Raw genomic sequence first — 14,242 nt, forward strand, 5'->3', positions numbered from 1 at the left:
ACGTTTTGGAGAGATTTTGGAGAAAGGAAAAAATTGAATAAATTCAAAATCCTGAAAGTGTCCCGCCTTATGAATAAAAAGGTGGAACTCGAATGATCGGTCGACTGCTTCGCGGCGGTTTTATGACCGCTATCTACGCGTACCTGTATATCCCAATCATTATTTTGATTGTGAACTCCTTTAACAGCTCGCGCTTTGGCATCAACTGGCAGGGTTTTACCACCAAATGGTATAGCCTGCTGATGAACAACGACAGCCTGTTACAGGCAGCGCAGCATTCACTAACAATGGCGGTGTTTTCGGCGACGTTTGCTACGCTTATCGGTTCACTGACGGCAGTTGCGCTGTACCGTTATCGCTTTCGCGGTAAGCCGTTCGTTAGCGGAATGCTGTTTGTGGTAATGATGTCACCAGATATCGTGATGGCAATTTCGCTGCTGGTGCTGTTTATGCTGCTGGGTATTCAGCTTGGCTTCTGGTCGCTGCTGTTCTCGCATATCACCTTCTGCCTGCCATTTGTGGTGGTGACGGTGTATTCGCGCCTGAAAGGTTTTGACGTGCGGATGCTGGAAGCGGCGAAAGATCTCGGTGCCAGCGAATTTACCATTCTGCGAAAAATCATTCTGCCACTGGCAATGCCAGCGGTGGCGGCGGGCTGGGTGTTAAGCTTTACCCTGTCGATGGACGATGTGGTAGTTTCTTCGTTCGTCACCGGACCAAGCTATGAAATTCTGCCGTTAAAAATTTATTCGATGGTCAAAGTCGGCGTATCGCCGGAAGTTAACGCGCTGGCAACCATATTACTGGTGCTGTCGCTGGTGATGGTTATTGCCAGCCAGCTTATTGCTCGTGATAAAACGAAAGGTAACACAGGGGACGTTAAATGAAAAAATGGTCACGCCACCTGCTCGCGGCGGGTGCTCTGGCACTGGGCATGAGCGCCGCTCACGCCGATGACAACAACACGCTGTATTTCTACAACTGGACCGAGTACGTGCCGCCAGGACTGCTTGAACAGTTCACCAAAGAAACCGGTATTAAGGTTATCTATTCGACTTACGAGTCGAACGAAACCATGTATGCCAAGCTGAAAACGTACAAAGACGGTGCCTATGACCTGGTGGTTCCTTCAACCTATTACGTCGATAAAATGCGTAAAGAAGGGATGATCCAGAAGATCGACAAGTCGAAGTTAACGAACTTCAGCAATCTCGATCCAGACATGCTCAATAAGCCGTTTGACCCGAATAACGATTACTCCATTCCGTATATCTGGGGTGCGACGGCGATTGGTGTTAACGGTGATGCGGTGGATCCGAAATCTGTCACCAGCTGGGCCGATCTGTGGAAGCCTGAGTACAAAGGCAGCCTGCTGTTGACCGACGATGCCCGTGAAGTGTTCCAGATGGCGCTGCGTAAGCTGGGCTACTCCGGTAACACCACCGATCCGAAAGAGATTGAAGCTGCATATAATGAGCTGAAAAAACTGATGCCAAACGTCGCAGCGTTTAACTCCGATAACCCAGCTAACCCGTACATGGAAGGCGAAGTTAACCTCGGCATGATCTGGAACGGTTCTGCTTTCGTTGCACGGCAGGCGGGTACGCCAATTGACGTGGTGTGGCCGAAAGAAGGCGGCATTTTCTGGATGGACAGCCTGGCGATCCCGGCAAATGCCAAAAACAAAGAAGGCGCGCTGAAATTGATCAACTTCCTGCTGCGCCCGGATGTGGCAAAACAGGTTGCTGAAACTATCGGTTATCCAACGCCAAACCTTGCGGCGCGTAAGCTGTTAAGTCCGGAAGTGGCGAACGATAAAACGCTCTACCCGGATGCTGAAACCATTAAAAATGGCGAATGGCAGAATGACGTTGGCGCAGCCAGCAGCATTTATGAAGAGTATTATCAGAAGCTGAAAGCAGGACGTTAATTCAGCAAGCGGGCGGTGGCATTACCGCCCGTTTTTTATTTAGCAAGGATGTGGCTAATGAGTCAGGACAGTAAAGTTTTATCCCGCTCTTTCGTCGGTATTGTGGTCCCCTTGCAGGCCTGATAAGCGTAGTGCATCAGGCAATGCTTCCCGCTTTTAATCCCTTCAGCAACTTTTCAACAAACTCAGGCACCACCTGGCTTGCCGGGCCGTAATATTTCTCGGCAAATTCATTACCAACCTGACTCGGTTCAAGATTCAGTTCCACGGTGTGCGCGCCATGCAGTTTCGCTTCGTGAACAAACCCAGCCGCCGGATAAACATGCCCGGATGTACCAATGGCAATGAAAATATCGGCCATCGACAACGCCATATAAATTTCATCCATGCCGAGTGGCATTTCGCCAAACCACACTACATGCGGGCGCAAGGGTGCCGGAAACTGGCAGCAATGGCATTTATCTTCTGGGGTAACGTCTCCGGTCCAGTCGAGAACCTGACCACTTTGTGAACAACGAACTTTCAGCAGTTCCCCATGCATATGAATCACATTGGTATTACCTGCGCGTTCATGCAGGTTGTCGATATTCTGCGTCACCAGCAAAAAGCGATCGCCGAGGGCGTCTTGCAGTTTAGCCAGCGCAAGATGCGCGGCGTTAGGCTGAATTTCTGGCTGCTGCAGCTGTCGACGACGGGCGTTATAAAACGCTTGCACCAGTTCAGGATCGCGATCGAAACCTTCCGGCGTTGCCACATCTTCAACCCGATGTTCTTCCCACAGGCCATCTGCGGCGCGAAAGGTACGAATACCTGATTCCGCGGAAATTCCTGCCCCTGTCAGTACGAGTACTCTTGGTTTTTCCATTGCTTCCGGCACCACTTTATCTCTGAAAAAAATACGCTGACGCAAACGCTCGCGCAGGCGGCGTTTATTTTTACGAAAACGACTTAACCGATGACCCCGACGCGACAGCATAGCAACCTCTGTTGTTTAATCGGTTAGATGTAGGAAGGCCGCACCACGCATTCCTCCCGCATCACCGTGGCGCGCGCGTTCAATGCGCGGAACACGAGCTACAGGTAAGAGATGACGAGGCAGCCTGTCCGCCAGTTGCGCTGTGATTGCCGGGAAATTCGATAAGCCACCACCAATGACGACCAGGTCAGGGTCAACAATGGTCAGGATATTTCCCAGACAAACCGCTAATAAATCCAGATAACGCTCAACGTGCGCCCTTGCCTGCTCATCGCCTTGATCATAAAGCGCAATAATTTCGGGAGCCTGCAACGGTTGATGATAATAGTGTTGATACAGCCACGCAAAACCGCGACCAGACAGATAATTTTCAATGCAGCCATGCTGACCACAGCCGCAGCGGCGTAACGGGAAATCCAACCCCATCATGGTTAACGCATCAACCGGCAGACGCATATGGCCAAACTCGCCGGTAATGTAGCTTTTACCGGTAATCGGTTTGCCGTTGAAAATCAGCCCGCCGCCAACGCCGGTGCCGAGAATCAACCCCATCACCAGTGGATATTGAGTAAATTCATCATCCCAGGCTTCTGAAAGGGCAAAACAGTTGGCATCGTTATCAAGGCGTACATCGCGATCAAGACGTGCGCTCAGGTCGGCACGCAGCGGTTTACCGCTGGCAGCGGGGACATTGGCGGCATACAGCGTACCATCTTCTGTTTCCGGCATTCCCGGAATACCGATGCCGACAGAACCTTTACAGCCAAAACGTTGGTCAGCTTCAGCTACCAGCTCACACACTGCATCTAAAAATGCGTCATAGCTGTCACGCGGTGTCGGCACCCGCTTTTCCCACTGCAACTGCCGACCGCTATCAAACACGCCAAGCGCAATTTTTGTTCCACCAATATCAAACCCGTAATACATTGCCGCTCCTTGTTTTAATGTACTGCCTTTACTGGCCGCTAAGGACTCGCGCAGGGTCAATATTACTGGCGCGCCGCGCCGGATACCAACTTGCCAAAAGACTCAGCAACAATGCTGTGACCAGTACGTAGAAGACGTCCAGCCAGTGCAATTCCGATGGCAGGAAATCAATAAAATAGATATCGCTGGAGAGGAACTGATGACCGATCAACTTTTCAATCCACTCAATAATCGGGGTAAGTTGCAGTGAAACCACTACGCCGATAATCACACCACACAGGCTGCCGAACAGCCCTGCCAGCAATCCATACCAGACAAAGATGGCGCGAATTAAACCATCTTTCGCCCCCAGCGTTCTTAATACTGCGATATCGCCACTCTTGTCTTTCACCGCCATCACTAAGGTGGAGACGATGTTGAAACAGGCCACGCCAATCACCAGTACCATCGCCAGATACATAATGGCGCGGATCATTTGGATATCGCGATACATATAGCCGTAAGTACCAATCCAGCTTTTAATATAAACATAGCTGTTGGTCACTTCACCCGCATCGCGTACCAGCTTATTGGCGTTGAAAACATCCGTCATTTTAAGGGCAATACCTGACACGCTGGAACCCATATCAAGATATTGTTGGGCATCTGCCAGCGGGATCATGGCAAAACTGTGATCGAGTTGACCACTCAACTGCAAAATACCGGCAACGTGCAAACGCACACGTTTTGGCTGCATCAGTTTATGCTCGGGATTCGAGTTGGGGATCATAATCGACACCCAATCCCCCTGCTTCACTTTCAGCGCATCCGCCACGCCTTTGCCGATGATAATTTGCTGTTCGCCCGCTTTAAAATTGCGCCACGCATCGCCCTGGACAAACGAGGGTAATGCGCTCAGACGCTGTTCCTGTTGCGGGTTAACGCCCTTCACCTGGATTGCGCGAAGATTCGCGCCACTTTCCACCAGCCCGGTGAAATTGATATACGGCGCGGCAGCGGCAATACCCGGCACTTTTTGCACGTGATCCAGTGCTTCCTGCCAGTTAGTCCACGGCTGATCCACCGCCTCGATTTCACCATGCGGCACCACCGCCAGAATACGGTTGTTCAGTTCGCGTTCAAAGCCGTTCATCGCGCTTAAGCCGACGATCAATACCGCCACGCCGAGGGCAATGCCAATGGTAGAAATGACGGAGATCAGCGACACCATGCCGCCGCGCCGCCGTCCGCGACTAAAACGCAGGCCAATTAATAACGATAAAGGCATCGCCATTACTCCGCCCCCATCAGGCTCAGTTCCGCCGTCAGACGACCATCACGCATTTCTAACTGGCGGCTCATACGTTTCGCCAGTTGCAGGTCGTGAGTAACCACCAGGAAGGCGGTGCCCTGCAAGCGATTCAATTCCCCAAGCAACTGGAAGATGCTGTCGGCGTTACGCGCATCGAGGTTACCGGTAGGTTCATCCGCCAGTACCAGGCGCGGGTTATTCACCAGCGCACGGGCAATCGCCACACGCTGGCGTTCGCCGCCAGAAAGTTCAGATGGGCGGTGATTCGCACGATGATCCAGCCCCACCGCTTTTAACATCTCAAGTGCACGGCTGTTGATTTCAGCGGGCTTTTTCTTGCCAATCAGCAGCGGCATAGCCACGTTTTCCAGGGCGGTAAAATCCGGCAGCAGGTGGTGAAACTGATAAATAAAGCCCAGCTTCTGGTTGCGCAGTTCAGCTTTCGCTGCCGACGACAGTTTGCTCATTGGCTGACCATTAAAAATCACATCGCCGGAGGTTGGCGTATCCAGCCCGCCCAGCAGGTGCAGCAAGGTACTTTTACCGGAACCAGAGCTACCGACGATCGCCATCATTTCACCTTCGCCGACGCTGAAACTGACATTGTGCAGCACATCGGTTTGCACACTGCCTTCCTGATAGCGTTTGCACAGGTTGTCGCATTGCAACAGGATCTTATTCATAACGTAAAGCCTCAGCGGGTTGAGTGGCGGCAGCGCGCCATGAAGGGTAAAGCGTAGACAGCAGCGCGATAGCCATCGCCACCAGCGCAATAACAATGACCTGTAAAGGTTCGATAGCCACCGGCAGCGCCGCGCCATCAAGCAGGACGCCGATTATCGGCATCAGATTATTTAACTGGCTGGCAAGCAGGGCGCCAAGCGCCGCTCCGAGGATCGCACCGATAATCCCGGCGCTGGCCCCTTGCACCATAAAGACCATCATGATTTGTCGCGGAGTTAAGCCTTGCGTTTGCAGGATCGCTACTTCGCCCTGCTTCTCCATTACCATCAGCCCTAGTGAGGTAATAATGTTAAACGCCGCAACGGCGACAATCAGGCTCAGCAGTAAACCCATCATATTTTTTTCCATGCGTACGGCCTGGAACAACTCGCCTTTACGATCACGCCAGTCCTGCCATTTGCTGCCTTCAGGCAGTTTTTGCTGACTTAATGAGTCGACTTTCAGCGGCTCATCCAGCCACAAACGCCAGCCGGTAATATTGCCTGCCGGATAACGCATCAGACGCGAGGCATCCTCAATATTCACCAGCATTTCATTGCCATCGACTTCACTGTTGGCGGCGAAAGTGCCAATCACATTGAATAGGCGCTGACTTGGAATACGCCCCATCGGCGTGAACTGGCTGGCAGATGGTACCATCACGCGGATTTGATCACCGCGATTAACGCCTAGCTGTGAGGCAAGTTGTTCGCCGAGGATGACATTATATTTCCCCGGCTCGAGGTCAGTTTGTTTCACATTGACCAGATACGGTGTAAGTGGATCTTTTTGCGCCGGGTCGATACCGAGCATCACCCCGACCGCCACGCTGCGCGCGCTTTGCAGTACCACATCACCGGTAGTAATAGGTGCGACGCGATTAACGCCGTCCAGTTTGACTGCCGTTTCCGGGAGTTGCTGCGGGTTAAGAGAGCCATGCTCAGAAGAGAGAATTGCCTGTGGCATCAGGCCAAGGATGTTGTTTTGCAGCTCGCGCTCAAAGCCGTTCATCACTGACAATACTGTGACCAGCGCCATCACCCCGAGGGTAATGCCGATGGTAGAAAGCCAGGAGACGAAACGACCGAAGCGATCCGCTGCACGCCCACGCATGTAACGCAGGCCAATAAATAGAGCGACAGGTTGGTACATGAAATCCGTCTGGTTGCTGTAGCAAAGACACGAGTATATAAGCGAAAGCAAGATGGGTAAACGTCTGAACTGTAAGTGATCGTCAGGGCTAATCTGAAAAGCCCCCGTAAATCAATCGGCTAAATTGCCATGTTTTATCATCAATCTTGCCGCCTGATCTTAATCTGAAAAATCATCCAATACAGACAGATACCCATTACACATAGGGTCATAACCCGCAGGATCAACCGCATGTAAATTAAAAAAGAGCGTGTTGTCCTGATGAAACAAAAAGAGCTATGGATTAACCAGATCAAAGGGTTATGTATTTGTCTGGTGGTGATTTATCACTCGGTCATTACCTTTTATCCGCATCTGACCACTTTTCAGCATCCGTTATCGGAAGTCCTGAGCAAATGCTGGATCTATTTCAATCTTTACCTTGCACCCTTTCGTATGCCGGTTTTTTTCTTTATTTCCGGCTATTTGATTCGCCGCTATATCGACAGCGTACCGTGGGGAAATTGTCTCGATAAACGCATCTGGAGCATCTTTTGGGTGCTGGCGCTTTGGGGCGTGGTGCAGTGGCTGGCGTTAAGTGCGCTGAACCAGTGGCTGGCACCTGAGCGCGATTTAAGCAATGCCTCCAATGCCGCTTATGCCGATTCCACCGGTGAGTTCCTGCACGGGATGATCACCGCCAGCACCAGCTTGTGGTATCTGTATGCGTTAATTGTCTATTTCGTGGTATGTAAAATTTTTAGCCGTCTGGCGCTGCTACTATTCGCCTTGTTTGTACTGCTGAGTGTGGCGGTTAATTTCGTTCCCACGCCGTGGTGGGGAATGAACAGTGTGATCCGCAATTTGCCTTATTACAGCCTTGGCGCATGGTTTGGCGCAACAATAATGACCTGTGTTAAAGAGGTGCCGTTGCGCCGCCATCTGCTAATGGCTTCTTTGCTTACCGTTCTGGCGGTCGGTGCCTGGTTGTTTACTATCTCGCTGCTGTTGTCGCTGGTATCGATTGTGGTGATCATGAAGCTGTTTTATCAATACGAGCAACGATTCGGTATGCGCTCCACCAGCCTGCTGAATGTGATTGGCTCCAACACCATTGCTATCTACACCACCCATCGCATTCTGGTTGAAATATTCAGCTTAACTCTGCTTGCGCAAATGAACGCAGCACGCTGGTCGCCGCAAGTCGAACTGACACTCCTGCTGGTTTATCCCTTTGTCAGTTTGTTCATCTGTACTGTTGCGGGCTTGCTGGTAAGAAAACTTTCACAGCGTGCATTCAGCGATCTGTTGTTCTCCCCGCCTTCACTGCCCGCTGCCGTCAGTTACTCCCGCTAAGCCATCGCCCCAGCCGGGGCGATTCAATTTGCTAAACCATGTCGATTACGGATAATGAACAGCATTGCTTATCAGAGATATGCCCCCATATGTTGAGGCATATCCTAACGAGAATCTGACAACCGTTATGCCTGAACAATATCGTTATACGCTGCCCGTCAAAGCGGGTGAGCAGCGTCTGCTGGGCGAGTTAACCGGCGCAGCCTGTGCAACGCTGGTAGCGGAAATTGCCGAACGTCACGCCGGTCCGGTGGTACTCATTGCACCAGATATGCAAAATGCTCTGCGTTTGCATGATGAAATCAGCCAGTTCACCGATCAGATGGTGATGAATCTGGCGGACTGGGAAACTCTTCCCTACGACAGTTTTTCGCCTCATCAGGACATTATCTCCTCGCGCCTTTCCACCCTTTACCAGCTACCGACGATGCAGCGTGGCGTACTGATTGTTCCGGTGAATACGCTTATGCAGCGCGTTTGCCCACACAGTTTTCTCCACGGTCATGCGCTGGTGATGAAAAAAGGTCAGCGCCTGTCACGAGATGCATTACGAACCCAACTGGACAGCGCCGGTTATCGCCATGTTGACCAGGTGATGGAGCACGGCGAATACGCCACGCGCGGCGCGTTGCTGGATCTCTTCCCGATGGGGAGTGAGCTGCCTTATCGTCTTGATTTCTTTGATGATGAAATCGACAGCCTGCGGGTGTTTGACGTCGACAGCCAGCGCACGCTGGAGGAAGTAGAAGCGATCAATCTGCTGCCCGCGCACGAATTTCCGACCGATAAAGCGGCAATTGAACTGTTCCGCAGCCAGTGGCGCGATACCTTCGAAGTGAAGCGCGATCCGGAACATATTTACCAGCAAGTGAGTAAAGGCACATTACCTGCCGGGATCGAGTACTGGCAGCCATTGTTCTTCAGCGAACCACTGCCGCCGCTGTTCAGTTATTTCCCTGCCAATACCTTGCTGGTGAATACTGGCGATCTGGAAACCAGTGCCGAACGTTTCCAGGCTGACACGCTGGCGCGTTTTGAGAATCGCGGCGTCGATCCGATGCGCCCGCTGTTGCCACCACAATCGCTCTGGCTGCGGGTGGACGAGCTCTTCTCAGAGCTGAAAAACTGGCCCCGGGTGCAGCTAAAAACTGAACATTTACCGACAAAAGCCGCGAATGCCAATTTAGGTTTCCAGAAACTGCCAGACCTGGCCGTTCAGGCGCAACAAAAAGCGCCGCTGGATGCGCTGCATAAGTTCCTCGAGACTTTCGACGGTCCGGTGGTGTTCTCGGTAGAAAGTGAAGGTCGCCGTGAAGCGCTGGGTGAACTGCTCGCACGAATTAAAATTGCTCCGCAACGCATTATGCGTCTTGATGAAGCCAGCGACCGTGGGCGTTATCTGATGATTGGCGCTGCCGAACATGGTTTTGTCGATACGGTGCGTAATCTGGCGCTGATCTGCGAAAGCGATCTGCTCGGTGAACGTGTTGCCCGCCGTCGTCAGGATTCTCGCCGCACCATCAACCCCGATACACTGATCCGTAACCTTGCGGAGCTGCATATTGGTCAGCCGGTGGTCCATCTGGAGCACGGTGTCGGGCGCTATGCCGGAATGACCACGCTCGAAGCGGGCGGCATTACTGGCGAGTATTTGATGCTCACCTATGCCAACGACGCCAAACTGTATGTTCCGGTGTCGTCACTGCATCTGATTAGCCGTTACGCAGGTGGCGCGGAAGAAAACGCCCCGCTGCATAAACTTGGCGGCGATGCGTGGTCACGCGCGCGGCAGAAAGCGGCGGAAAAAGTGCGTGATGTGGCGGCGGAATTGCTGGATATCTACGCGCAACGCGCCGCCAAAGAGGGCTTCGCGTTTAAACACGATCGTGAGCAGTATCAGTTGTTCTGCGACAGCTTCCCGTTTGAAACCACGCCGGATCAGGCGCAGGCCATTAATGCGGTACTTAGCGACATGTGTCAGCCGCTGGCAATGGATCGTCTGGTGTGCGGCGATGTTGGCTTTGGTAAAACAGAAGTGGCGATGCGCGCCGCTTTCCTGGCAGTAGATAACCACAAGCAGGTAGCGGTGTTGGTGCCTACCACCCTTCTTGCGCAGCAGCATTACGACAACTTCCGCGACCGTTTCGCCAACTGGCCGGTACGTATCGAAATGATCTCCCGTTTCCGCAGCGCCAAAGAGCAGACGCAAATCCTTGCGGAAGTGGCGGAAGGGAAAATCGATATTCTGATCGGTACGCACAAACTGCTGCAAAGTGACGTCAAGTTTAAAGATTTAGGCCTGCTGATTGTCGATGAAGAACACCGCTTCGGGGTGCGTCATAAAGAGCGCATTAAAGCGATGCGCGCGAACGTGGATATTCTGACGCTTACTGCAACGCCGATCCCACGCACGCTGAATATGGCAATGAGCGGAATGCGTGACCTGTCGATTATCGCCACGCCGCCCGCCCGTCGTCTGGCAGTTAAAACCTTTGTCCGTGAGTATGACAGCCTGGTGGTCCGGGAGGCGATCCTGCGTGAAATTTTGCGCGGGGGGCAGGTTTATTATCTCTACAATGATGTGGAAAACATCCAGAAAGCTGCCGAACGGCTGGCAGAACTGGTGCCTGAAGCACGGATTGCCATCGGTCACGGGCAGATGCGCGAGCGCGAACTGGAACGGGTGATGAATGATTTCCATCATCAACGTTTCAACGTGCTGGTTTGTACCACCATTATCGAAACCGGGATCGACATCCCGACAGCCAACACCATTATCATTGAACGTGCGGATCACTTCGGTCTGGCGCAGCTGCACCAGTTACGCGGTCGCGTCGGACGTTCACATCATCAGGCATATGCATGGCTGCTGACGCCGCATCCAAAAGCGATGACTACCGATGCACAAAAACGTCTTGAAGCGATTGCCTCGCTGGAAGATCTCGGTGCAGGCTTTGCGCTGGCAACGCACGATCTGGAGATCCGCGGCGCGGGTGAACTGCTTGGCGAAGAACAAAGTGGCTCAATGGAAACCATCGGTTTCTCGCTGTATATGGAGTTGCTGGAAAACGCCGTCGATGCACTGAAAGCCGGACGCGAGCCGTCGCTGGAAGATCTCACCAGCCAGCAAACAGAAGTCGAGCTGCGGATGCCGTCGCTATTGCCAGATGATTTCATTCCTGACGTGAATACGCGTTTGTCGTTCTATAAACGTATTGCCAGCGCCAAAACGGAAAACGAACTGGAAGAGATCAAAGTCGAGCTTATCGATCGCTTCGGCCTGCTGCCGGATCCGGCGCGTACCCTGCTGGATGTTGCCCGTCTGCGCCAGCAAGCGCAGAAACTGGGGATCAGGAAGCTGGAAGGTAATGAGAAAGGCGGGGTGATCGAATTTGCCGAGAAGAATCACGTTAATCCGGCCTGGTTGATTGGTTTGCTACAAAAACAGCCGCAGCATTACCGCCTTGATGGTCCGACGCGCCTGAAATTTATTCAGGATTTGAGTGAGCGGAAAACGCGTATCGAATGGGTACGCCAGTTTATGCGTGAACTGGAAGAGAACGCGATCGCTTAATGGTAAATCGGGGGCGTTTCTGCGCCCCCATCTGCAACATTTACAAATTCTTTGCACTTCCCTGCACTATCCGACACTGTCACCATCCATAATTCAGGCTTATCTGTTTATTACAATAACCTTATATTTATTATGGATTTTTGGTGATGATCAAAACGCGTTTTTCTCGCTGGCTAACGTTTTTTACGTTCGCCGCTGCCGTGGCGCTGGCGCTACCGGCAAAAGCCAACACCTGGCCGCTGCCGCCAGCGGGCAGTCGTCTGGTTGGCGAAAACAAATTTCATGTGGTGGAAAATGACGGTGGTTCTCTGGAAGCCACCGCCAAAAAATATAACGTCGGCTTTCTCGCTCTGTTACAGGCTAACCCTGGCGTTGATCCTTACGTACCGCGCGCGGGTAGCGTGTTAACGATCCCGTTGCAAACCCTACTTCCAGATGCGCCGCGCGAAGGCATTGTGATCAATATTGCGGAGCTGCGTCTCTATTACTACCCGCCGGGTAAAAATTCGGTAACCGTGTATCCAATAGGTATTGGTCAGTTAGGTGGTGACACGCTGACACCGACAATGGTGACCACCGTTTCAGACAAACGTGCAAACCCAACCTGGACGCCAACGGCAAACATCCGCGCCCGTTATAAAGCACAGGGAATTGAGTTGCCTGCGGTAGTGCCGGCTGGACCGGATAACCCAATGGGCCATCATGCGATTCGTCTGGCGGCCTATGGCGGCGTTTATTTGCTTCACGGTACGAACGCCGATTTCGGCATTGGCATGCGGGTAAGTTCTGGCTGTATTCGTCTGCGGGATGACGATATCAAAACACTCTTTAGCCAGGTCACCCCAGGCACCAAAGTGAATATCATCAACACTCCGATAAAAGTCTCTGCCGAACCAAACGGTGCGCGTCTGGTTGAAGTACATCAGCCGCTGTCAGAGAAGATTGATGACGATCCGCAGCTGCTGCCAATTACGCTGAATAGCGCAATGCAATCATTTAAAGATGCAGCACAAACTGACGCTGAAGTGATGCAACATGTGATGGATGTCCGTTCCGGGATGCCGGTGGATGTCCGCCGTCATCAAGTGAGCCCACAAACTCTGTAAATCCTGGATAAAAAAAATCCCCGCGACACGGCATGTCGCGGGGAAAAAATCAGCAGTAGCAGGCATTAATGAGGGTTAATGCTTATTTATAAATTACTGCTGTTCCATGGAGGGTATTCGGACCGGTTACAGAAGTAATACGGAAAGATTTTGCGCCCATCTCATCCGCTTTTTGCGCCAGCTGCTCTTCCAGCGATCCCAGATTTGTCCCCGCGTTAGCACTGATTGTACCGACTTTTTGTTGGCCTTCTGGCGTTGACTGAACTTCGACAGCCGCAAAGCTGGCAAATGACATGGAGCTTAAAATCGCCGCAGCGATGAGGGTTTTTACGTTTTTCATAATAGTGGCCTTATGCAGATGAATGACGTCGCAAGCAATTACTTAACGATCGATAACTAAATGATAGATGTGATCTGGATCACATACAAGATATTTTTTATAACAATCATTAATTAATTTAAAAATCTTTAAATTTCAGTTAAATAGAAAGCAATTATTTTTATGGGATCTGGACTGGTGAACGGAGGTGATTATTTTTATAATAACCTTTCATTCACAGTCACCAGGTACAACGGCATCATGGCAACTGACTCAACACAATGTGTAAAAAAAAGCCGTGGCCGCCCAAAAGTGTTCGACAGGGATGCCGCGCTTGATAAGGCCATGAAATTGTTCTGGCAACACGGTTATGAAGCGACTTCTCTTGCGGACCTCGTCGAAGCGACCGGAGCCAAAGCGCCCACGCTATACGCGGAATTTACCAACAAAGAGGGGTTATTTCGTGCCGTTCTCGACCGCTATATCGATCGTTTTGCCGCTAAGCATGAAGCACAGCTGTTTTGTGAAGAGAAAAGCGTGGAGTCTGCGCTGGCTGACTATTTTGCTGCCATCGCCAACTGCTTTACCAGCAAAGACACCCCGGCAGGCTGCTTCATGATCAACAACTGCACCACCCTCTCCCCAGATTCAGGAGATATCGCCAATACGTTGAAATCACGCCATGCGATGCAAGAGCGCACTTTGCAGCAGTTTTTATGTCAACGACAAGCGCGCGGGGAAATCCCGACCCACTGTGACGTGACACATCTGGCAGAATTCCTTAATTGTATTATTCAGGGGATGTCGATCAGCGCACGCGAAGGTGCATCGCTGGAAAAACTAATGCAGATTGCCGGAACGACTTTGCGTTTATGGCCCGAACTGGTGAAATAAGTCGCAAAAAAAGCC

The 14,242-nt window shown here is 51.8% G+C and carries 12 protein-coding genes; 6 read left to right on the forward strand and 6 right to left on the reverse strand.

Annotation, left to right across the window (positions count from 1 at the left end; all coding sequences use genetic code 11):
* Nucleotides 1-92 precede the first annotated feature (92 nt).
* On the forward strand, nucleotides 93-887 hold the full coding sequence (gene potC, locus RTW80_RS03995) for a spermidine/putrescine ABC transporter permease PotC (protein ID WP_000580316.1): 795 nt from the start codon (nucleotides 93-95) through the stop codon (nucleotides 885-887).
* Nucleotides 884-1,930 carry a spermidine/putrescine ABC transporter substrate-binding protein PotD gene (gene potD / locus RTW80_RS04000; protein WP_000759317.1) on the forward strand — a complete coding sequence of 349 codons (1,047 nt, stop codon included), beginning with the start codon at nucleotides 884-886 and terminating at the stop codon, nucleotides 1,928-1,930. The genes potC and potD overlap by 4 nt, the downstream gene beginning before the upstream one ends.
* A gap of 136 nt (nucleotides 1,931-2,066) precedes the next feature.
* Here the strand turns inward: potD and cobB are convergent, their stop codons facing one another.
* Genes cobB through lolC form a run of 5 tightly spaced genes read right to left on the reverse strand, consistent with a single transcriptional unit; the run spans nucleotide 2,067 to nucleotide 6,999 of the window.
* Entirely contained in the window at nucleotides 2,067-2,906 is an 840-nt protein-coding gene (gene cobB / locus RTW80_RS04005; RefSeq protein WP_000952737.1) for a Sir2 family NAD+-dependent deacetylase, read from the reverse strand.
* A gap of 15 nt (nucleotides 2,907-2,921) precedes the next feature.
* Complete coding sequence (nagK, locus tag RTW80_RS04010) at nucleotides 2,922-3,833, reverse strand: N-acetylglucosamine kinase (RefSeq protein ID WP_000291268.1); 912 nt, start codon at nucleotides 3,831-3,833, stop codon at nucleotides 2,922-2,924.
* Between the two features lie 28 nt (nucleotides 3,834-3,861).
* Nucleotides 3,862-5,106 (reverse strand): lipoprotein-releasing ABC transporter permease subunit LolE, encoded by a 1,245-nt coding sequence (lolE, locus tag RTW80_RS04015; protein ID WP_001251348.1) that lies wholly within the window; start codon nucleotides 5,104-5,106, stop codon nucleotides 3,862-3,864.
* On the reverse strand, nucleotides 5,106-5,807 hold the full coding sequence (gene lolD, locus RTW80_RS04020; protein ID WP_001033694.1) for a lipoprotein-releasing ABC transporter ATP-binding protein LolD: 702 nt from the start codon (nucleotides 5,805-5,807) through the stop codon (nucleotides 5,106-5,108). The genes lolE and lolD overlap by 1 nt, the downstream gene beginning before the upstream one ends.
* Nucleotides 5,800-6,999 (reverse strand): lipoprotein-releasing ABC transporter permease subunit LolC, encoded by a 1,200-nt coding sequence (lolC, locus tag RTW80_RS04025; RefSeq protein ID WP_001300689.1) that lies wholly within the window; start codon nucleotides 6,997-6,999, stop codon nucleotides 5,800-5,802. Before lolC ends, lolD begins: the two co-directional genes overlap by 8 nt.
* Before the next feature lie 261 nt (nucleotides 7,000-7,260).
* Here lolC and RTW80_RS04030 point away from each other — a divergent pair, with 261 nt between their 5' ends.
* The 3 genes from RTW80_RS04030 (at nucleotide 7,261) to ldtC (ending at nucleotide 13,014) form a co-directional block, all read left to right on the forward strand.
* A complete protein-coding gene (locus tag RTW80_RS04030; protein WP_000810274.1) occupies nucleotides 7,261-8,334 on the forward strand; it encodes an acyltransferase family protein in 1,074 nt (357 codons plus the stop codon).
* A gap of 127 nt (nucleotides 8,335-8,461) precedes the next feature.
* The gene (gene mfd, locus RTW80_RS04035; RefSeq protein ID WP_032247664.1) at nucleotides 8,462-11,908 is read left to right on the forward strand and encodes a transcription-repair coupling factor; all 3,447 of its coding nucleotides are present in this window, start codon (nucleotides 8,462-8,464) and stop codon (nucleotides 11,906-11,908) included.
* 143 nt (nucleotides 11,909-12,051) lie between these two features.
* Entirely contained in the window at nucleotides 12,052-13,014 is a 963-nt protein-coding gene (gene ldtC, locus RTW80_RS04040) for a L,D-transpeptidase LdtC (RefSeq protein ID WP_074152929.1), read from the forward strand.
* A gap of 82 nt (nucleotides 13,015-13,096) precedes the next feature.
* Here ldtC and bhsA read toward each other — a convergent pair whose 3' ends face one another.
* The gene (bhsA, locus tag RTW80_RS04045; protein WP_000800153.1) at nucleotides 13,097-13,354 is read right to left on the reverse strand and encodes a multiple stress resistance protein BhsA; all 258 of its coding nucleotides are present in this window, start codon (nucleotides 13,352-13,354) and stop codon (nucleotides 13,097-13,099) included.
* Between the two features lie 240 nt (nucleotides 13,355-13,594).
* Here bhsA and comR point away from each other — a divergent pair, with 240 nt between their 5' ends.
* Nucleotides 13,595-14,227: a TetR family copper-responsive transcriptional repressor ComR gene (comR, locus tag RTW80_RS04050; protein WP_000179805.1), complete on the forward strand. Its 633-nt coding sequence runs from the start codon at nucleotides 13,595-13,597 to the stop codon at nucleotides 14,225-14,227.
* Nucleotides 14,228-14,242: the final 15 nt, after the last annotated feature.

This window comes from Escherichia sp. AM3 (assembly GCF_032029835.1).
In the GTDB taxonomy this organism is placed as follows: Bacteria; Pseudomonadota; Gammaproteobacteria; order Enterobacterales; family Enterobacteriaceae; genus Escherichia; species Escherichia coli.